The organism is Rhizobium sp. 57MFTsu3.2 (assembly GCF_012932765.1).
Classification (GTDB): domain Bacteria; phylum Pseudomonadota; class Alphaproteobacteria; order Rhizobiales; family Rhizobiaceae; genus Rhizobium; species Rhizobium altiplani.
In genome coordinates, this window is the sequence record NZ_JDWI01000007.1 from 76,380 (window position 1) to 96,082 (window position 19,703).

Below are 19,703 nucleotides of genomic sequence, written 5' to 3' on the forward strand. Positions count from 1 at the left end.
GAACAGGAAACATGAGCATGGCATCCCAATCCATTTTGACGGCCGACAAGGACTGGTGGCGCGGCGCGGTGATCTATCAGATCTATCCGCGCTCCTACCAGGACTCCAATGGCGACGGCATCGGCGATTTGAAGGGGATCACCGCCCGGCTGCCGCATGTCGCCGCCCTCGGCGCCGACGCGATCTGGATCTCGCCTTTCTTCACTTCGCCAATGCGCGATTTCGGCTACGATGTCTCCGACTACGAGAACGTCGATGCCATTTTCGGCACGCTGGTGGATTTCGACACGCTGATTTCAGAGGCCCATCGCCTCGGCATTCGCGTGATGATCGACCTCGTCATCTCGCACAGCTCGGACCAGCATCCCTGGTTCGTCGAGAGCCGATCCAGCAAGACCAACGCGAAGGCCGACTGGTATGTCTGGGCTGATGCCAAGCCTGATGGCACGCCGCCGAACAACTGGCTGTCGATTTTCGGCGGTTCCGCATGGGCGTGGGATCCGACGCGCATGCAGTACTACATGCACAACTTCCTGACCTCGCAGCCGGACATGAACCTGCACAATCCCGAGGTTCAGGACCGGTTGCTTGATGTCGTCCGCTTCTGGCTGAAGCGCGGCGTCGATGGCTTCCGCCTCGATACGATCAACTTCTACTTCCACGACAGGGAACTGCGCGACAATCCGGCGCTCGCCCCCGAGCGCCGCAACGCTTCAACCGCTCCGGCGGTCAATCCCTATAACTTCCAGGAGCACCTTTACGACAAGAACCGGCCGGAGAACCTGGAGTTCCTGAAGCGGTTCCGCGCCGTGCTCGAGGAGTTTCCGGCGATTGCTGCCGTCGGCGAGGTGGGCGACAGTCAACGCGGTCTTGAGATCGTCGGCGAATACACGTCAGGCAATGACAAGATGCATATGTGCTATGCCTTCGAGTTCCTGGCGCCCGACCCCTTGTCGCCCGAACGCGTCGAGGAGGTGATGGAAGACTTCGCGGCCGCGGCACCCGATGGCTGGGCCTGCTGGGCGTTTTCCAACCACGATGTCATGCGCCATGTCAGCCGCTGGGGCTCGCTGGTCGCCGATCACGATGCATTCGCCAAGCAGTATGCGTCGCTCCTGATGACGATGCGCGGTTCCGTCTGCCTCTACCAGGGCGAGGAACTCGGCCTGACCGAGGCCGATCTCGCCTATCAGGACCTGCAGGATCCCTACGGCATCCAGTTCTGGCCGGAATTCAAGGGCCGTGATGGTTGCCGCACGCCGATGGTTTGGGATAGCCAGGTCGCCCAGGGCGGCTTCTCGACCGTCAAGCCGTGGCTGCCGGTTCCTGTCGAACACATCCTGCGCGCCGTCAGCGTCCAGCAGGGCGACGAGAACTCGGTCCTCGAGCACTATCGCCGCTTCCTCGCCTTCCGCAAGCTGCATCCGGCCTTTGCCAAGGGCGAGATCGAGTTCATGGAACCGCAGGAGGACGTGCTGATTTTCGTGCGCGAGTACGGCAACGAAAAGCTGCTTTGCGTCTTCAACATAAGCGCTACCGAAAGTGCCGTCGTTTTGCCTGCCGGTGACTGGCAGGCGTTGACGGGCCACGGCTTCGTCAGCAATAACTACGGTGAGAAGATCGATATTCCGGCATGGGGAGCGTACTTCGCTCGTCTCGCCTGACGACTTGAGGAGGAGGATTTAATGACTGGACTGACGCTCAAGGATATTCGCAAATCCTACGGTTCCGTGGACGTTCTCCACGGCATCGATCTGGAGATCAAGGAGGGCGAGTTCGTTGTGTTCGTCGGTCCTTCGGGCTGCGGAAAATCCACCCTGCTGCGCATGATTGCCGGCCTGGAGAACATTACCGGTGGCGACATGTATATCGATGGCCAGCTGGTCAACGATGTGCCGCCGTCGAAGCGCGGCATCGCCATGGTGTTCCAGTCCTATGCGCTCTATCCGCACATGACGGTCTACGACAACATGGCGTTCGGCATGAAGATCGCCGGCGAAAACAAGCAGGAGATCGATCGCCGTGTTCGTGCGGCGGCCGACAGTCTTCAACTCGGCAAATATCTCGATCGCCTGCCGAAAGCGCTCTCCGGTGGTCAGCGCCAGCGTGTTGCCATCGGCCGCGCCATTTGCCGCAATCCGAAGGTCTTCCTCTTCGACGAGCCGCTGTCGAACCTCGACGCAGCTCTCCGTGTCGCGACCCGCATCGAGATCGCCCGCCTGAGCGAGCAGATGGCCGGCACGACAATGATCTACGTCACGCACGACCAGGTCGAGGCGATGACACTTGCCGACCGCATCGTCGTTCTTTCCGCCGGCAACATCGAGCAGGTGGGCGCACCGCTGGAGCTCTACGAGCGTCCGGCCAATCTCTTCGTCGCCAAGTTCATCGGCTCTCCGGCCATGAACGTCATTCCGTCGACGATTACCGAGGCTGGCAACTCAACGACGGTGACGCTGACCGGCGGCAAGTCCGTAACGCTGGACATTCCGACGGCGGGCTCTGAGAAGGGCAAGACCGCGAGCTTCGGCGTTCGCCCCGAGGATCTACGCATCGCCGGCGCCGGCGACGACTACCTCTTCGAGGGCGAAGTCTCGATCGTCGAAGCGCTCGGCGAAGTGACACTGCTCTACATCGAGGGTCTCGTTCCGGGCGAGCCGATCATCGTCAAGCTGCCTGGCATTTACGATATCAAGAAGGGCCAGAAGATGCACTTCTCGGCCGACCGCTCCAAGCTGCATCTTTTCGATGCGGAAGGGCGCACGTATCGTAAATAAAGTTGCCTCGTTGCGAACGAGAAAAATCAGGCCCGGGGACCGCGATGTGTTGCCCGGGCTTTGTTATGTATTTGATCGAAAACGGGTTTATTCTTGCAGGTTCGCTGCGGCGTTCAGTGCGTATAGCGTGCCGGATCGAAACTACTCTCACCTTCTGTTAAACATCGCCAGCTAGTATTTCCTCATCGAATATCGAAGGGAATACGGCGGTGGCAGCATCGAATCCAATGCCTTCCGGGCAGCACTTTCTAAATAAGGAGGAATCCTTCATGTACGACCGCGAAGTGCGGTTCAAAATGGAGGATACGATGAATGCCGCACGCATCGAATATACTGAGAAGGGCGTCATGCACATGGCGTCCCGGCGTTGCGATATCATTCGCATTTCGAAGAGCACGGCCGTCCTCGCGCTCCTCACCCAGTATGCCCTTCCGAAGCAGTTCTATCTCGATATCCCGGATGCACGCATCACCAAGATCGGCTGCATGCTAACGCGGGTGAATGCCAACGACACGATCGAAGTTCGCTTTCTGCGCATGCTAAATGATAAGGAACTCAACAAGATCTTCGTCTACAGCACACACCCGGCACACCGCGATCGCGTGCTCGACATCCGCGGCTGATTTCGCCAAGCATCAAAAGCAAAGCCCGCGAGTTTCCGCGCGAGCTTCGTTGTTTCTAGAGCGGGCTATTGCCTCAATGGAAGAGGACGCTGGCCCCGCGATCCGAAGGACCGACGGCGCGGCGGAAGGGCGAAAAAAGCTCGCGGCCCATGCCGAATTCGTTCTCGGAAAGATCGGCAACCACGGACTCGCGTTCCGCCAGATCGGCAGCATCGACCAGAACCTCCAGCGTGCCGGCGATCGCGTCGAGGCGAATGATGTCGCCGTCCTTGATGCGAGCGATCGGACCACCATCGACAGCCTCCGGCGTCACGTGGATTGCAGCCGGAACCTTGCCCGAAGCGCCGGACATACGGCCGTCGGTCAGAAGTGCCACGCGGAAGCCGCGATCCTGCAGCACGCCGAGTGGCGGCGTCAGCTTGTGCAGTTCCGGCATGCCATTCGCCTTCGGTCCCTGGAAGCGAACGACGGCGATAAAGTCCTTGTTGAGCTTGCCTTCCTTGAAAGCGTCCTGCAGTTCCTGCTGGCTGTGGAAGACGATGGCCGGCGCTTCGATGACGTGGCGGTCCGGCTTGACTGCAGAGATCTTGATGACGGCCTTGCCGATATTGCCGCGAAGCATTTTCAGGCCGCCATTGGCCTGGAAGGGGGTTTCGATATTGGCAAGCACCTTCGGGTCGACACTCTTTTCCGGTGCCGGTTCGCGCACGATCGTGCCGTCGTCACCGAGGCGGGGATCGATCGTGTAAGCCTGCAGGCCATGGCCGAAGACCGTACGAACGTCGTCATGCACCATGCCGTGCTTGAGCAGCTCCTTGATAAGGAAGCCCATGCCGCCGGCGGCGTGGAAGTGGTTCACGTCGGCAAGGCCGTTCGGATAAACGCGCGCCAGCAGCGGCACGATCTCGGATAGCTCGGCAATATCCTGCCAGGTCAGCTGGATGCCTGCTGCCCGCGCCATGGCGACGAGGTGTAGCGTGTGGTTCGTCGAGCCGCCGGTCGCGTGCAGGCCGACGACGCCGTTGACGATAGAGCGCTCATCGATCATCTCACCGGCCGGCGTGTATTCGTTGCCCTGGGCCGTAATCGCCAACGCACGCTTGGCAGCTTCGCGTGTGAAGGCTTCGCGCAGCGGAGTGCCTGGATTGATGAAGGAGGAGCCGGGCATATGGAAGCCCATAATCTCCATCAGCATCTGGTTCGAATTCGCCGTGCCGTAGAAGGTGCAGGTGCCCGGACCGTGGTAGGACTTCGACTCTGCTTCCAGCAGTTCGGCGCGGCCGACCTTGCCTTCGGCATAAAGCTGGCGCACGCGTGACTTCTCGTCGTTCGGCAGGCCCGACGTCATCGGACCGGCCGGCACGAAGATCGCCGGCAGATGCCCGAAGGAGAGGGCGGCGATGACAAGGCCGGGCACGATCTTGTCGCAGACGCCGAGGAAAAGCGCGGCATCGAACATATTGTGGGAGAGGCCCACGCCGGCAGCCATGGCGATCAGGTCGCGCGAGAACAAGGAAAGCTCCATTCCCGGCTGCCCCTGGGTGACGCCATCGCACATGGCAGGAACACCGCCGGCGACCTGCGCGATGCCCCCGGCTTCCGCTGCCGCCTCGCGGATGATCGCCGGATAATGCTCGAAGGGCTGGTGCGCGGAGAGCATGTCGTTGTAGGAAGTGATGATGCCGAGGTTTGGCACGCGGTCGCCTGCAAGCGCGTCCTTCTCGGCGGGGGAACAGACCGCAAAGCCGTGCGCGAGGTTGGCGCAACCGAGAACCGAGCGGCTTACACCCTTGGAGGTCGCATTGCGCAGGCGCTCCAGATAAAGTCCGCGTGTCGGCTTCGATCGTTCGACGATGCGGGAGGTGATCGCAGAAATGCGTGCATTAGCGGACATGGGAGGTATCCTGCCTTGTTTGCTCTTCAGTTTTTCGTTCGCGGCTATCTGCCCGAAGGCTTATGGAGCCCAGTAGATTTCGACGGGGCTCGCCGCCCGCCGCAAAATGGCGCGGATCGGCATCTCTGCCTCGTCGCCGGCGCTCTGCGCTTTCGTCAGGACGTCCTTCTTGCTCTCGCCTTCGATGTGAAGCACGAGCAGCTTTGCATCCTGAAGGCTGGAGAAGGTGAAGGTGAGCCGCGGCTCGCCCGCGCCCTCCGCCTCCATGGTGATGATACCACGCGGCGTGTTGGGGTCGAGCGCCACCTTCAGATTGCTGCCGCGCGGAAAGAACGAGGCGGTATGGCCGTCGCCGCCCATTCCGAGGATCGCCACATCGAAGGGATTGCCGATCGTGGCCGTCGCGCTCGTCGCAAGCCTCGCAGCCTCCTCGACCGAGCCTGCTGCCTGGTAGAGCGGCAGGAAGTTTGCAGCCTTCGCCTTGTTCCGCAGGAGGTTTTCGGCCACCAGCAGATGGTTCGAGCGCGGATTGTTCGCCGCTACGAAGCGTTCGTCGACGAGTGTGATGGTCACTTTGGTCCAGTCGAGATCGCGGGCCGAAAGCTCTTGGAAAAACAGTTTCGGCGTCGAGCCGCCGGAAACGGCAAAGGTTGCCGCTCCCCGTGCGTCGATTGCCGCGGAAAGCGACGCAGCGACTTTGTCGGCAAGGTTGCGAGCCAGTTCCGCGCCATTGGCAAAAGCATGCATCGTCGCTGCCATCGTTCTTTATCCTACAGGTTGTCGTGCCAGGTGCGGCCGTCACGCTCGATGAGCGCGATCGACTGGCTGGGGCCCCAGGTGCCGGCGGTGTATCCCTGAACCTTCTGGCCGGTCGAATCCCAACCCTTCAAGATCGGGTCGACCCACTGCCATGCGGCCTCGACTTCGTCGCGGCGCATGAACAGCGTCTGGTTTGAACGAATGACGTCCATCAGCAGCCGTTCATAGGCGTCCGGATTGCGGACCTGGAAAGCGTCGGCAAAGCTCATGTCGAGCGAGACGTTGCGGAGGCGCATGCCGCCCGGGCCCGGATCCTTGATCATCAGCGACTGCTTGACGCCTTCATCAGGCTGCAGGCGAATGATGAGCTGGTTCTGGTTGATACGGCCGGCGGACTGGTCGAAGACCGAGTGCGGGATCGACTTGAAGGTGATGACGATTTCCGACATGCGGCCGGCAAGACGCTTGCCGGTACGGATGTAGAAGGGAACGCCAGCCCAGCGCCAGTTGCCGATTTCGGCCTTGATGGCAACGAAGGTTTCGGTGTTCGAAACGCCGCCTTCGAGCTCCTCAAGGTAACCCTTGACCGGACCACTGCTGGAAGCGCCGGCGCGATACTGGCCGCGAACGGTATTGGTCTCGACGTTCGATGCATTGATCGGCTTCAATGCGCGCAGCACCTTCAGCTTCTCGTCGCGGACGGCCTCGGAGTCCATCGAGGAGGGGACCTCCATCGCGACCAGGCAGACGAGCTGCATGATGTGGTTCTGCACCATGTCGCGCAGCGCGCCAGCGGTGTCATAATATCCGGCGCGGCCTTCGAGGCCGACCGACTCGGCAACCGTGATCTGCACGTGGTCGATATGGTTGGCGTTCCACAGCGGCTCATAGAGCGCATTGGCAAAGCGCAACGCCATCAGGTTCTGCACCGTTTCCTTGCCGAGATAGTGGTCGATGCGGAAGATCTGCTCTTCCTTGAAGACCTTGCCGATCGTGTCGTTCAGCTGCAGGGCGGAAGCAAGGTCGCGGCCGATCGGCTTTTCAACGACAATGCGCGTCGACTTGGTGATCAGCTTGTGGTCATGAATTTTCTGCGAGATGTCGCCGAAGATGCCCGGAGCAACGGCGAGGTAGAAGGCGCGCACGCGATCCTTGCCTTCGTCCAGAAGCTTCTTGAGCTGATCCCAGCCGGCATCCGAACGCGCATCCACCGGCACGTAGTACAGGCGCTGCAGGAACTTCGTAACCTCGGCCTCGTTGTATTCGCCCTTCTTGAGGTGCTCCTTCAGGGCGTCCTGGGCAAACTTGCGATATTCCTCGTTCGTCAGCGGGCTACGCGACGCGCCGATGATACGGGTCGGTTCGGAGAACTGCCCCTCGATCTGACGATGGTAAAGGGCAGGCAGCAACTTGCGTTCCGCAAGGTCGCCGCTGCCACCGAAAACGACATAATCAAAGGGTTCAACGGGGATGGTTTGGCTGCTCATGAGGATGTCTCTCAATCAGACGGGTTATTGGCTCTTTAATCTAATCGATTTAAAAAAGCCAGTGTGCGATGCAATGAATCTCTCGGAAAGAGGTTTTAGATCGAATTGCCGCGCGATGAAATCCGCAATCTGACTAAAACTTGTCGCGCAGTGCAAACCAGGAGAGCGCCAGGAAAAGCAGCGGCGCGCGCATGGCCGCACCCCCGGGAAAGGCCGGAATATCGAGCGACTTGAAAAGATCGAGATCCGCCGATTTTCCCAGAACCGCTTCGGCATAGAGCTTTCCGCAGTAATTGGCGAGCATGACACCATGACCGGAATAGCCGCCGATCGACGTCACGCCAGGCATGACCTCGCGCACAAAAGGCTGACGCGGCATGGTGATGCCGACCGAACCGCCCCAGGCATGCGTGATCTCGATGTCCCGAAGCGCCGGGTAAATCTCGGCGATCTGCCGGCGGATGTGCTGCGTTATGTCGCGCGGATTGTCGGCCGTATAGGCTTCGCGCCCGCCGAAGAGCAATCGTCCGTCCTTGGACTTGCGGAAGTAGCGCACGACAAAGCGCGAGTCGGCCACGGACTCGCCGCCCGGCAGCACCTGCGGATGCGCGTCGAGCGGCACCGTGGCGCCAATGAAGGAGCGGATAGGCATCACGTGACTTGCCGTCACCGGCTCGAGATTGCCGACATAGCCGTTGCAGGCGATCAGCGCCCTGTCGGCAGTGATCGTGCCCCTTGGCGTCTCGATCAACACCTTGCTGCTGCCATGAAGGATCGCCGAGGCCTTGGTCATCTCGAAGATCTGCGCGCCGGCATTGGCGGCAACCCGGGCAAGGCCGATCAGCAGCTTCAGCGGATGGATGTGGCCCGTCCCGATGTCGCGAACGCCGCAGTGGTAGCGCGTCGAGCCGAGCCGTTCCTGCGTTTCGGCTTTGTCCATGAAGCGCACATGCGGATAGTTGTAGCGCATCGCCGCGATCTCGGCGTTTTCGTAGTAGTCGGCCCTGTAGCTCGGCTTGTGTGCAACGTTCATCTGCCCCGGCATGTAGTCCATGTCGATCTGATAGTCGGTCGCGAAATCCATGAGATGGTGCTTGGCCGCCTCGGCGAGATCGAACAGCGCGCGCGAACGCTCGTAGCCGATCTTTTCCTCAAGCTCTTCCGGCCACCAGCGTTGCCCGGTGCCGAGCTGGCCGCCGTTGCGCCCCGAGGCGCCGTCGCCGAACCGGCACGCCTCGATGAGAACCACCGAGACGCCGGATTTGGCGAGATTGTAGGCGGCCTGAAGGCCGGTGTAGCCGCCGCCGACGATTGCGACGTCGCATGTCTTCGAGCCGTCCATTTCCGGGTAGGTCGGCCGCTCGCCTGATGTTGCCTGATACCAGGAAATGCCGGGCGCAATCGGGCTCTGCCATCTCTCCTGCGATGTCATGATGAAGCCCTCCCTAAACATTCAGCAGAAGGAATTCGCGCTCCCAGGGGCTGATCACCTGCATGAAAGTTTCGAATTCCCCGCGCTTCACACCGGCGTAGATGCCGAGGAACTCCTTGCCGAACACTTCCTCGAAGGCTTCCTCGTCTTCCATCAACGCGACTGCTTCCAGAAGGCCGCGTGGCAGTTCGATCGAGCCCTCGTTTGCCGTATCCTCTGTTGGTGCTGTCGGCTCGATGCCCTTCATGATGCCGAGCAGGCCCGATGCGAGCGAGGCGGCGAGCGCAAGGTAAGGGTTGGCATCCGAACTCGGCAGGCGGTTTTCGACGCGCCGTGCCTGCGGATCGGATACCGGGACGCGGAACGCCGTCGTGCGGTTGTCATAACCCCAGGCATTGTTGACGGGCGCCGACATGTCAGGCGTCAGCCGCCGATAGGAGTTCACATAGGGCGCCAGCATCACCATGGAACTCGGCACGTATTTCTGCAGGCCGCCGATGAAATGGAAGAACTCACGAGAGGCGGAACCATCAGGGTTGGAGAAGATGTTCTTGCCGGTTTCCTGGTTCACGACCGACTGGTGGATGTGCATCGCCGAGCCCGGCTGTCCCTGCATCGGCTTGGCCATGAAGGTGGCATAGATGCCGTGCTTCATCGCCGCTTCGCGGATCGTGCGCTTGAACAGGAACACTTGGTCGGCAAGTTCGATCGGATTGCCGTGGCGCAGGTTGATTTCCAGCTGCGCCGGGCCTTCTTCGTGGATCAGCGTATCGATCTCGAGACCCTGCTTTTCCGAGAAATGGTAGATGTCGTCGATCAGTTCGTCGAATTCGTTGATGCCGGCGATCGAATAGCCCTGACCCCCGAGGATCGAACGGCCGGAGCGGCCCTTCGGCGGATGCAGCGGATAATCCGGGTCATCATTCTTCGCCACGAGGTAGAACTCGATCTCGGGCGCCACGATCGGCTTCCAGCCGCGATCGCCATAGAGTTTCAGCACGCGCTTCAGAACGTTTCTCGGCGTGTAGGGGACCTCTTCCCCATCCACGCTAACGATATCACAGATCACCTGCGCCGTCGGGTCGGTTTCCCAGGGGACGACCGAAAGCGTCGAAAGGTCAGGCACCAGCTTCAGGTCGCTGTCGCGCGGCTCGTAGCGGAAGCTTTCCGTCTCGTCCGGATATTCGCCGGAGATGGTGTGACGGTAGATCGCCGAAGGCAGCGCAAGCGAGGTGTTTGACGTGAACTTGGAACTCGGCATCATCTTGCCGCGCGGCACGCCGGCAAGATCCGGCGTAATGCATTCGATGTCTTCAATGCCGCGCGCCCGTAAGAACTGCGCTGCTTCCTTCCAGTTTTCCACGCCGCGCTGATGTCCGGGGTCCGGGGGTGTCTTCTTCGAGGCAGGTACGTTTCTGGCAGGCTTCAGCGTCGTCTTTTTTGGGGACATGACACACCGGTTTGCGTTGATCGTGACGGCATCATAGCTGGAGTTTGGCAATTGGCGAGGGGGAGGCACGTTGACTTTCGCCTCTTGATGGAAAAAGAAGATGCCTTTCGACAAGGGAAGTGGTTTTGCAGCGAAAAAGCGATGTGATCGTCATCGGCGCGGGCGCAGCCGGCATGATGTGCGCCATTCGCGCCGCTCAGCGCGGCCGCTCGGTCATCGTTCTCGACCATGCGAAATCGCCGGGCGAAAAGATCCGCATCTCCGGGGGGGGGCGCTGCAATTTCACCAACATTCACGCCGGCCCGAAGAGCTTCCTCTCCGCCAATCCGCATTTCTGCAAGTCGGCGCTGGCGCGCTTCACGCCTTCGGATTTTATTGCCATGGTCGATCGTCATCGGATTGCCTGGCGCGAGAAGACGCTTGGGCAGCTGTTTTGCGACGACAGCGCCAAGGACATCATCCGCATGCTTCTCGATGAGATGCAGGCTGCCGGAGCGGCGTTGCATCTGCGCACCGAGATCGCGGACGTGGAAAAGAGCGGCGAAGGCTTCCGCATCTCGACGTCGGAGGGGGCATATGAATGTCGCTCGCTGGTGATCGCGAGCGGCGGCAAGTCTATCCCGAAAATGGGTGCCACGGGCTTTGCCTATCGCATTGCTGAGCAGTTCGGCCTTCCCATGGTGGAGACGCGGCCTGGACTTGTGCCGCTGACCCTGGATCAGGCGACGCTCGAAAGCCTTTCCGACCTGTCGGGCATATCGGCGCCAGCCGAAATCCGTCACGGCAAGACAGCATTCCGCGAAGCCCTGCTGTTCACCCATCGCGGCCTCAGCGGCCCTGCGATCCTGCAAATCTCCTCCTACTGGCGCGAGGGCGAGGACATCACCGTCGACATCGAGCCCGATGTCGATCTGTTCGAACATCTGAAGGCGGCGAAAAGGGTGAATGGCCGGCAGTCCGCTCAGACGGCGCTGGCCGAGATACTCCCGAAGCGGCTGGCGCAATATCTGGCCGACCGAGAAGGCATCGTCGGCCATATGGCCGATCTTTCCGACAAGGTCCTGGCGCGTTTGGCCGAAGCGGTACAAAGCTGGAAAATCAAGCCGTCCGGCTCTGAGGGCTACAGGACTGCCGAAGTGACGCTCGGCGGCATCGATACGACGGGGCTCGACTCCCGTACCATGGCGGCGAAGAGTATTCCGGGCCTCTATTTCATCGGTGAATGTGTCGACGTGACCGGCTGGCTCGGCGGCTATAACTTCCAGTGGGCCTGGGCTTCGGGCTTCGTCGCCGGTGAATCTCTATAGGCGCGAAACTATCTGCTCGATTCAAGAGTTCTTAAGAAGGGTGCGCCATCCTGCCTCATGACTGAATGGAAAAGCACTTCCTAAATAGAGCTTTACCAACAGGTCGTTTTGTTGGATTGTTGTGTCAGAAATGAAGTGAGGTTCTGCAAAATGAACAGGAACGCACGACGCGCCCGCGCCATTGCAATCGCTCAAGCCAAGCCCGACAACAAGCTCGTTGCCGCACGCTACTTCGTCCTCTCTGCCAGTGCATTGGCCGCCGTGGCCGCTCTCCTCCTCGCACGTTGGTTCTGACACTCCCGATCTCGGATCTGTGAGCATCGGCCGCATTCGGGCCGCCGGCCATCTCTGGGCCAAATCGATTTGACCACCGCTAAAATCGATTTGATTGCGGCTATCCGTAATTTCCGCTTATCCGAAAATTAAGACATCCTCTGCAAAACTTGCTCGATGATTTTTTGGGCGCTTCCGCGTTGGCGTGAGGCGAACCGGCAATGACTGCCGACCGGGCCTCGCCGTCCGGGACTCCAATGTTCCAATAAAGCAGCTCGATGCACTCGGTCGGCGCCCCGCCAGGCGGCCGGCGGGAGGAGTGGTGTATGGAAGGCCGGAACCGCTATGTTGATTGACAAGTTTCTTTCCCGTTTCAAGATCAAGACCAAGGTCCTGATCTTTGTATTGCCCTTCGTCGTGAGCATTTCTGCCGTCGGCCTGACCGGCCTCTATGCTTCGGGCATGCTGCAGGGACGTATGGAAATCTCCAACAGCGTCCTGCAGTCGCTCAGCGGGTTCAAGGATCTCTATGGCTCCATGGACGACTTCCTGCAAATGACCAGCCAGGAAGCGCGTGACAAGCTTTACGGGGACATCAAGACGCAACAGGGCACGCTGAACGCCACGCTGAAGCAGATCGGCGACAATGGCGGTCGCGACAACCTTCTTGCCGCCATCGACGGTACCTCGGGAATTTCCGACACCGTGGGCAAGCTCTGGACCCTGCACGAGCAGGAGCTCGCCCTTCGCAAGTCGATCGATGACGCGCAGAAGGTGATGATCACCAGCCGCTTCAACGTCAACTACGATGCGCAGCAACTCGAGGAAAACATCCGCAAGGATGAGGGCAACGCCACTGCAACGCTGCGCGCCGCCGACCGCCTGCTGAAGGGCGGTGATACCCTTGCGGCCGTCATGGCCGACTTCAACAAGGCCCAGCTGCCGGCTGACAAGCTGAAGGTCGTCACGGACGCCATTCCCGCTATCGCAAAGGCGCAGCGCCTGATCGAGATTTCGGTCCCCGCGAACCAGAAGAGCATGACACAGTCGCTGTCGCAGACGATCAGCGACGTGAAGGCGCAGGCAACGGCGGCCGATGCCGGCACCGACGAGGCGATCGCCAATCTCGGGCGACTTGTCTCCCGCTTCCGTCAGATGTCGACCTATACCCAGCTGACGGCAACGCAGATGATGCGCGCAGCGACGACGACCTTCGTCGAGCTCGACAGCCGTATCGCGCAGACGAACTCTGTTCTCGAAGACACGCGCCGTCTGGAGAGCGCGATCTACTCGCTGCAACTCGTGCTCGGTGAGTTCGCTGCCAAGCCTGGCAAGGAAAATCGCGTCCGCCTGCATCAGGAGATCGCGACGCTCGGCACCAACCTAAACACGCTGCTCGCCAGCGCGAAGGGCATGAATTTCGCGGAAGACATCGTCGCGGCAATGTCGCCTGCCCTTGCCTCCATGGATAAGGATGCGCAGAGCCTGGTCGACACGATCAACCAGCGCGTCACCGACTACGCATCCGCTCGCCAGCAGCTTGATGCCGTCTGGGGGCAGCTCACGACGTTTGCCGAATTGCAGAAGAAGAGCGCCGGTGCCGAGCGCACCCAGGCAAATGGCATCTCCGTGCTGACGACGGGCCTCGGCATCCTGGTTTCGATCATCGGCGGTATTGCCCTTGTCCTGACGCTGCAGCGCCCGATCGGCCAGATCACCGCCGCGATGCGCCGCATTGCCGATGGTGCGCTCGACACCAACATCTCGGGCGACCAGCGGTATGACGAAATCGGCGACATTGCCCGCGCGCTTGGCATCTTCAAGGAAAATGCGATCTCCAAGATCCGCATTGAGGAGCAGAGCGAGGAAGAGCGCGTCGCGGCCGAGCATGAACGCCAGCGCAACGACGCCGAGAAGCGCGAAATGGACCGCCAGATCGAGTTTGCTGTCAATGCGCTTGCCTCCGGTCTCGAGCGCATGTCGCAGGGTGATATTTCGACCACGATCGACACGCCGTTCATCGGTCGCCTCGAGCAGCTCCGCCAGGACTTCAACGGTTCGATGATGCGCCTGCAGGCCACCATGAGCCAGATCCGCGACAACGTCGAGATGATCCAGGGCAACGGCAACCAGATGGCTCAGTCTGCTGAAGACCTCTCCAAGCGTACTGAGCAGCAGGCGGCTTCGCTGGAGGAAACCGCCGCTGCCGTTGACCAGATCACTGTCACGGTCCGTTCTTCGGCCGAGCGGGCCAAGGACGCCGATCAGATCGTGCGTCAGGCAAAACGCAGCGCCGACGACTCCGCAGTTGTCGTCAGCAACGCGATCGACGCAATGGGCCGGATCGAAGCGGCGTCCCGGCAGATCGAACAGATCATCGGCGTCATCGACGAGATCGCATTCCAGACCAATCTGCTGGCTCTGAACGCCGGCATCGAGGCAGCACGCGCCGGTGAAGCCGGCAAGGGCTTCGCCGTCGTCGCCATGGAAGTGCGTGAATTGGCGCAGCGCTCCGCTGCTGCGGCGCAGGAGATCAAGGGTCTCATTAACAAGTCGACCACCGAAGTCAGCTCCGGCTCGCAGTTCGTGCAGGAGACCGGCACGGTGCTCGCGAAGATCAGTGCCCAGATCGTCACGATCAGCCAGCATGTCGAAACGATCGCCCGCGCGAGCCATGATCAGTCGAGCGCACTTGGTGAAGTCAACGCGACGGTCAACCAGATGGACCAGATGACGCAGCAGAATGCGGCCATGGTCGAAGAGACGACGGCAGCAAGCCGCGAGCTTGCGGTCGAGGCGGATTCACTGCTGCGGCTCATCCAGCAGTTCAAGATCGACGGCGACATGCAGGCGAGCGTCTACCGCGCGGCATAAGACGACGACCAAAACAAGCGCTTGGAAGGCCCCGGTATACCGGGGCTCTTCTGTTTTTCCGAATATCGGCCGCGTCTTTTTAAGTTTTCGACGATTATCAATTTTTTGAAGATTTTCTTTAAATTTTCGCATTAGCCTCCGGGGCTCACGTCTCAGGGGATACCTATGCTACGCCTGTTCTCGGCTTCCATCGTACGTCAGATCGTCGCCATCACACTCGTTCTACTCGTCTTCAGCACCGCAGCGATCGTCTGCGCCACCTATTACAATCTGAGCGCTTACGTGATGACGAGCGCCGTGTCTGACGCCAAGGATGCAAGCAGGACGATGGCGGTCCTCTACGGCGCGAGCGATGCCGGAGTGAAGGTCGACGTGAGCAACAACGAGCTTGCCGGGGTAACCGAGGAGAAGCTGCCATCGCTCGGCGATCACGTTCTGGTCGATCGCACGGCACAGTCGATTGCTGGCGTTGCCACCGTCTTTGAACGCCAAGGCAGCGACTACGTCCGTGTTTCCACGAACGTCAAGAAAGAGAACGGCGACCGCGCTGTCGGCACGAAGCTCGCGGCGGATCATCCCGCGCAGGCGGTACTGGCCAAGGGGCAGGCCTACTACGGCCCGGCTGACCTTTTCGGTCGGAAGTTCATGACAGGCTATTTTCCGGTGAAGAACACGGCCGGTTCAAACGTCGGCATCCTGTTCATCGGCATCCCGATGGAGGTCTATTACAGCAGCCTGCAGCAACTGCTGATGCTGGTGGCCGGTGTCGGTGTAGCGGTATTGCTGCTCGTCGGCGTGGCAGCCTACTTCGCCATCCAGGCGTCCATCCGGCCGCTCGAGGCGCTGACGGCGACCATTCATACGATTTCCGACGGCAATCTCGACAGGCCGATCCCTTGCGTTGAGAAGCAGAACGAATTCGGCGCGATCGGACGCGCGCTCGCGCTGTTCCGCGACAACGCCCGCGCCCGCCAGGACTTGGAGATGCAGGCGGCCGAACAGCGGCAGCTTAGCGATAGTGAACGTGCCCGCAACGACGCCGAGAAGCGCGCGCTTGACGGCCAGATCGACTTCGCCGTCAACCAGCTCGCCGCCGGTTTGGGGCGCCTGGCGCAGGGCGATGTTTCGCAGACGATCCAGACGCCGTTTGTCGGTCGCCTTGAGCAGCTTCGCGTCGATTTCAATGCGTCGCTCGTGCGGCTGCAGGAAACCTTGGCGCGCATTCGCGACAACACCGCTTCGATCCAGAACAACTCCGGCGCGATGCTGGCGTCTGCCGATGAGCTTTCGAAGCGTACGGAAGCACAGGCTGCCAACCTGGAGGAGACGGCGGCCGCAGTTGAGCAAATCACCGTGACCGTCAAATCGTCGGCCGTACGTGCCCGCGAAGCGAATGATGCCGTGTCCGCGACCAAGAAAAACGCCGATAGTTCAGGCGCTGTCGTCACCGACGCGGTCGCGGCGATGAACCGTATCGAAGAGGCGTCGAAGCAGATCGAGCAGATCATCGAAGTCATCGATGACATTGCGTTCCAGACGAACCTTCTGGCGTTGAATGCCGGTATCGAAGCCGCCCGGGCTGGCGAGGCGGGCAAGGGTTTTGCCGTGGTTGCGCAGGAGGTGCGCGAACTTGCACAGCGGTCCGCCGATGCGGCGCGCGAAATCAAGGGGCTGATCGAGAAGTCGACGCGCGAGGTTACCGCAGGCTCCGGCCTTGTGCAGAAGACCGGTGCCGTGCTCGCCGCGATCAGCCAGGAGATCATTGCGATCAGCAGCCATGTCGAAATGATTGCGACGGCAAGCCAGGATCAGTCCGCTGCCCTGCAGGAGGTCAACGGCGCGGTCAATGCGATGGACCAGATGACGCAGCAGAACGCCGCCATGGTCGAGGAAACGACCGAGGCGAGCCGCCAGCTCGCCAACGAGGCCGATGCGTTGATGACGCTGGTACAGCAGTTCCGGTTCGAAGCCGCCCAGAATTACGACCGCGTGAGACATGCGGCGTGACCGACGTTCCCGGATCGGCAAGCGTCCGTTCTTCCGGAGCGGCGCTTCCCGCTCCATAGCCACGGAGACGTGAGGAAAGCCGCGACACGGACCGCGCGGGAGCTGCCGAGGCTCTCGTAGAATTCGCTTTCGGCCTTTGCCGAGTACTTGTCACGACTGCCATTCAGCAGGTCTGCAATCTGGGCGACGGCGATGAGAGTGATCATGGCGATGTCCTTCTATATGGGCATCGCCTTAGTTATTCCTCGAAATTTGGTTTATAAACGGGAATTTCCTCACTATGTTTTTCATCGATGAAAAACACACAATGGGATTCCTTTCAGCTATTCGTGCAGGTCGCTCGCTTCGGCGGGCTGACGGGCGCCAGTGCGTCGAGCGGGCTCAGTCCCGCCACGATTGGTCGTCGCATGCTCGATCTCGAGCATGAGATCGGCAAGGCGCTCTTCATCCGCAGCCAGAAGGGTTACAGCCTCACCGCGGATGGCCAGGTCCTTTTGGATCATCTGCAGGACATGGAGGCCGCGGCGCGCAAGATTGACGCCTGGCGGCAGGCCGGGAGCGTTGGTGCGACGGTCAAGGTTGCCGCCGGCACTTGGGTCGCGTGGCTTCTGACGGAGAATTTCGCCGCGATCCGCAAACCCGGCGATGCCTTCGCTATCTCTTTGACGGTCGGCGAAGCGCGCGCCAACCTCAATTACAGGGAAAGCGATATCGGCATCCGCGCCTTCGAGCCCGAAGAAAGCAACCTTGCCGCCCGCCTGCTGGGCGAGGTGGCCTACGCGGTCTATACGAGACGCAATGTTGACGCGACCGAGGACAGGTGGGTGGCCGTCTCCGAAGAGGATGCGATCTCGAACTATCTCCGCTGGCCGCACCGCAATGCAGGCGGCTTGATCGTTGCAACGGTCAACCGGCCACGCTCGCTGCTGGAGCTGGTGAGAGGAGGGGCGGGCAAGGCGGTCTTGCCATGCTTCGTCGGCGACCTCGATCCCGAACTGCAGCGTCTTGGCGGCGAACTGCCGGAATTGCGCCACCGGCAGTGGATCGTCATGAACAACGAGGATCGGCACCGGCCGGAAATCCGGACCGTTGCCGATCGCATGACGAAATTGCTGAAGAGCTATGTCGATCTGTTTGCGGGCAGGCGCGCCAGCCGAAGTTGAGGGCGCCCGCCGCGATCTCAGTTGCGCCCCGCGACTATGATGGGGATCAAAAGATCTCCCCAGTTACCGTCGCCGCCGTGGTGTCTCGCCGAGCGAACGATCTCGACGGAGACACCGGCATCGACCGCCTTCATGACCGACTGGTTCAGTCGGTGCAGATCGTTGGCGAGCGTGCGGATCGTCGTCTGCTGGTCTGTGGTCATGCAGGTGGACTGTTCTTCAGCGCGTTCCTTGACGCGTGCAAGAGTAGGCATGGCATTCTCCTCCTTGGTGCGATCATTCTGCTGCTGGTTTGAACTGTGCATGTTCGGTGGATTCCCTCATCGCCGTAGTCGACGAACGTCCGCCGGTGATGGCCATCGAAACGGCATCGAAGTAACCGGTGCCGACTTCGCGCTGATGCTTGGTCGCGGTGTAGCCGTTGATCTCCGCCGCGAACTCCGCCTCCTGCAATTCGGAATAGGCAGCCATCTGCCGGTCCTTGTAGCCGCGGGCGAGTTCGTACATGCCGAAGTTCAGCTGGTGGAAGCCGGCAAGCGTGATGAACTGGAACTTGTAGCCCATTGCGCCGAGTTCGCGCTGGAACTTGGCGATCGTCGCGTCATCCAGGTTTTTCTTCCAGTTGAACGACGGCGAGCAGTTGTAGGCGAGCAGCTTGCCGGGATGCACCTTGTGGACCCCCTCGGCAAAACGGCGTGCCTGCTCGAGATCCGGCTTCGACGTCTCGCACCAGATGAGATCGCAGTGCGGTGCATAGGCGACGGCACGGGCGATGCACGGCTCGAGCCCGTTGCGAACCTGATAGAAGCCTTCGACCGTGCGGCCGGCATCGTAGTCGACAAAGGGCTGGTCGCGTTCGTCGATATCTGAGGTCAGTAGCTTGGCGGCTTCCGCATCCGTGCGGGCAATGACGAGCGTCGGAACACCCATGACGTCGGCGGCGAGGCGAGCCGCATCGAGGTTGCGGATGTGTGCTGCGGTCGGGATCAGGACCTTGCCGCCGAGATGGCCGCACTTCTTCTCCGACGCCAGCTGGTCCTCGAAATGGACGCCGGCTGCACCGGCCTCGATATAGGCCTTCATGATCTCGAAGGCGTTCAGCGGGCCGCCGAAGCCTGCTTCCGCGTCAGCAACAATCGGCGCAAACCAGGTCTCGACGGAGAGGCCGTTCTGCTCTGATGTTTCGATCTGATCGGCGCGCTGCAGGGTCCGGTTGATCCGCTTGGCCAGTTCCGGACCGGCGTTTGCCGGATAGAGGGATTGATCCGGATACATGGCCGAGGCGGTGTTGCTATCCGCGGCGACCTGCCAGCCGGACAGGTAGATTGCCTTCAATCCGGCGCGAACCATCTGCATCGCCTGATTGCCCGACAGGGCTCCGAGAGCATTGACGAAATCATCCTGATGCAGAAGCTGCCACAACCGCTTGGCGCCCATTTCCGCGAGGGAATAGCGCAGTTCGACGGAGCCGCGCAGCCGCTTGACGTCATCGATCGAGTAGGGACGCTCAACCCCATTGAATCGCCCAGCTGGAAGGTCCCGGTGCAGCTTGTCAAATTCTGTCATCTTATGCTCCTTGCAGATTGTGTGGTCAGTTTGGATGATTGACAGAATTTACAGATCCCGGAAAAAGACCAGAGTTTTCTATGGAGTAGCC

Annotated in this window: 16 protein-coding genes; 8 read left to right on the plus strand and 8 right to left on the minus strand. The window is 60.7% G+C overall.

What is annotated here, in order from left to right; translation table 11 throughout:
- The first annotated feature begins 11 nt into the window (after positions 1 to 11).
- The 3 genes from AF71_RS10100 (at position 12) to AF71_RS10110 (ending at position 3,400) form a co-directional block, all read left to right on the plus strand.
- On the plus strand, positions 12 to 1,664 hold the full coding sequence (locus AF71_RS10100) for an alpha-glucosidase family protein (RefSeq protein ID WP_169681208.1): 1,653 nt from the start codon (positions 12 to 14) through the stop codon (positions 1,662 to 1,664).
- A 21-nt stretch (positions 1,665 to 1,685) separates the two neighbouring features.
- Entirely contained in the window at positions 1,686 to 2,777 is a 1,092-nt protein-coding gene (gene ugpC, locus AF71_RS10105; protein WP_018856823.1) for a sn-glycerol-3-phosphate ABC transporter ATP-binding protein UgpC, read from the plus strand.
- A gap of 269 nt (positions 2,778 to 3,046) precedes the next feature.
- A complete protein-coding gene (locus AF71_RS10110) occupies positions 3,047 to 3,400 on the plus strand; it encodes a hypothetical protein (RefSeq protein WP_169681209.1) in 354 nt (117 codons plus the stop codon).
- Between the two features lie 73 nt (positions 3,401 to 3,473).
- On the opposite strand, the gene edd is transcribed toward AF71_RS10110, so the two are convergent.
- From edd to AF71_RS10135, 5 genes are all read right to left on the minus strand, one after another.
- Positions 3,474 to 5,294 (minus strand): phosphogluconate dehydratase, encoded by a 1,821-nt coding sequence (gene edd, locus AF71_RS10115; RefSeq protein WP_018856825.1) that lies wholly within the window; start codon positions 5,292 to 5,294, stop codon positions 3,474 to 3,476.
- Positions 5,295 to 5,354: 60 nt separating this feature from the next.
- Complete coding sequence (pgl, locus tag AF71_RS10120; protein ID WP_112649568.1) at positions 5,355 to 6,053, minus strand: 6-phosphogluconolactonase; 699 nt, start codon at positions 6,051 to 6,053, stop codon at positions 5,355 to 5,357.
- An 11-nt stretch (positions 6,054 to 6,064) separates the two neighbouring features.
- On the minus strand, positions 6,065 to 7,540 hold the full coding sequence (zwf, locus tag AF71_RS10125; RefSeq protein ID WP_062375911.1) for a glucose-6-phosphate dehydrogenase: 1,476 nt from the start codon (positions 7,538 to 7,540) through the stop codon (positions 6,065 to 6,067).
- A 133-nt stretch (positions 7,541 to 7,673) separates the two neighbouring features.
- A complete protein-coding gene (locus tag AF71_RS10130) occupies positions 7,674 to 8,972 on the minus strand; it encodes an FAD-binding oxidoreductase (protein WP_018856828.1) in 1,299 nt (432 codons plus the stop codon).
- Between the two features lie 13 nt (positions 8,973 to 8,985).
- On the minus strand, positions 8,986 to 10,422 hold the full coding sequence (locus AF71_RS10135) for a glutamine synthetase family protein (protein WP_025659508.1): 1,437 nt from the start codon (positions 10,420 to 10,422) through the stop codon (positions 8,986 to 8,988).
- Between the two features lie 125 nt (positions 10,423 to 10,547).
- Here AF71_RS10135 and AF71_RS10140 point away from each other — a divergent pair, with 125 nt between their 5' ends.
- From AF71_RS10140 to AF71_RS10155, 4 genes are all read left to right on the plus strand, one after another.
- Complete coding sequence (locus AF71_RS10140; RefSeq protein WP_025659507.1) at positions 10,548 to 11,729, plus strand: NAD(P)/FAD-dependent oxidoreductase; 1,182 nt, start codon at positions 10,548 to 10,550, stop codon at positions 11,727 to 11,729.
- 150 nt (positions 11,730 to 11,879) lie between these two features.
- Positions 11,880 to 12,023, plus strand: coding sequence for a hypothetical protein (locus AF71_RS10145; protein WP_018856831.1), 144 nt, complete (start codon positions 11,880 to 11,882; stop codon positions 12,021 to 12,023).
- Positions 12,024 to 12,347: 324 nt separating this feature from the next.
- Entirely contained in the window at positions 12,348 to 14,876 is a 2,529-nt protein-coding gene (locus AF71_RS10150; protein ID WP_018856832.1) for a HAMP domain-containing methyl-accepting chemotaxis protein, read from the plus strand.
- Between the two features lie 165 nt (positions 14,877 to 15,041).
- A complete protein-coding gene (locus AF71_RS10155; protein ID WP_169681211.1) occupies positions 15,042 to 16,883 on the plus strand; it encodes a methyl-accepting chemotaxis protein in 1,842 nt (613 codons plus the stop codon).
- Here the strand turns inward: AF71_RS10155 and AF71_RS10160 are convergent.
- Positions 16,856 to 17,089 (minus strand): hypothetical protein, encoded by a 234-nt coding sequence (locus tag AF71_RS10160; RefSeq protein WP_018856834.1) that lies wholly within the window; start codon positions 17,087 to 17,089, stop codon positions 16,856 to 16,858. The genes AF71_RS10155 and AF71_RS10160 overlap by 28 nt on opposite strands.
- Before the next feature lie 87 nt (positions 17,090 to 17,176).
- Here AF71_RS10160 and AF71_RS10165 point away from each other — a divergent pair, with 87 nt between their 5' ends.
- Positions 17,177 to 18,046 carry a LysR family transcriptional regulator gene (locus tag AF71_RS10165; RefSeq protein ID WP_018856835.1) on the plus strand — a complete coding sequence of 290 codons (870 nt, stop codon included), beginning with the start codon at positions 17,177 to 17,179 and terminating at the stop codon, positions 18,044 to 18,046.
- A 17-nt stretch (positions 18,047 to 18,063) separates the two neighbouring features.
- Here the strand turns inward: AF71_RS10165 and AF71_RS10170 are convergent, their stop codons facing one another.
- Together AF71_RS10170 and aceA are read right to left on the minus strand one after the other, a co-directional pair.
- Positions 18,064 to 18,300, minus strand: a complete 237-nt coding sequence (locus tag AF71_RS10170) for a hypothetical protein (RefSeq protein ID WP_025659502.1) — start codon at positions 18,298 to 18,300, stop codon at positions 18,064 to 18,066.
- 22 nt (positions 18,301 to 18,322) lie between these two features.
- On the minus strand, positions 18,323 to 19,612 hold the full coding sequence (gene aceA / locus AF71_RS10175) for an isocitrate lyase (protein WP_018856837.1): 1,290 nt from the start codon (positions 19,610 to 19,612) through the stop codon (positions 18,323 to 18,325).
- Positions 19,613 to 19,703 lie beyond the last annotated feature (91 nt).

Bases quoted from the DNA above. Each gene is read 5' to 3' on its own strand.
- AF71_RS10100 (WP_169681208.1), top strand. From the start codon at position 12: ATGAGCATGGCATCCCAATCCATTTTGACGGCCGACAAGGACTGGTGG.
- ugpC (WP_018856823.1), top strand. From the start codon at position 1,686: ATGACTGGACTGACGCTCAAGGATATTCGCAAATCCTACGGTTCCGTG.
- AF71_RS10110 (WP_169681209.1), top strand. From the start codon at position 3,047: ATGTACGACCGCGAAGTGCGGTTCAAAATGGAGGATACGATGAATGCC.
- edd (WP_018856825.1), bottom strand. From the start codon at position 5,294: ATGTCCGCTAATGCACGCATTTCTGCGATCACCTCCCGCATCGTCGAA.
- pgl (WP_112649568.1), bottom strand. From the start codon at position 6,053: ATGGCAGCGACGATGCATGCTTTTGCCAATGGCGCGGAACTGGCTCGC.
- zwf (WP_062375911.1), bottom strand. From the start codon at position 7,540: ATGAGCAGCCAAACCATCCCCGTTGAACCCTTTGATTATGTCGTTTTC.
- AF71_RS10130 (WP_018856828.1), bottom strand. From the start codon at position 8,972: ATGACATCGCAGGAGAGATGGCAGAGCCCGATTGCGCCCGGCATTTCC.
- AF71_RS10135 (WP_025659508.1), bottom strand. From the start codon at position 10,422: ATGTCCCCAAAAAAGACGACGCTGAAGCCTGCCAGAAACGTACCTGCC.
- AF71_RS10145 (WP_018856831.1), top strand. From the start codon at position 11,880: ATGAACAGGAACGCACGACGCGCCCGCGCCATTGCAATCGCTCAAGCC.
- AF71_RS10150 (WP_018856832.1), top strand. From the start codon at position 12,348: ATGTTGATTGACAAGTTTCTTTCCCGTTTCAAGATCAAGACCAAGGTC.
- AF71_RS10155 (WP_169681211.1), top strand. From the start codon at position 15,042: ATGCTACGCCTGTTCTCGGCTTCCATCGTACGTCAGATCGTCGCCATC.
- AF71_RS10160 (WP_018856834.1), bottom strand. From the start codon at position 17,089: ATGATCACTCTCATCGCCGTCGCCCAGATTGCAGACCTGCTGAATGGC.
- AF71_RS10165 (WP_018856835.1), top strand. From the start codon at position 17,177: ATGAAAAACACACAATGGGATTCCTTTCAGCTATTCGTGCAGGTCGCT.
- AF71_RS10170 (WP_025659502.1), bottom strand. From the start codon at position 18,300: ATGCCTACTCTTGCACGCGTCAAGGAACGCGCTGAAGAACAGTCCACC.
- aceA (WP_018856837.1), bottom strand. From the start codon at position 19,612: ATGACAGAATTTGACAAGCTGCACCGGGACCTTCCAGCTGGGCGATTC.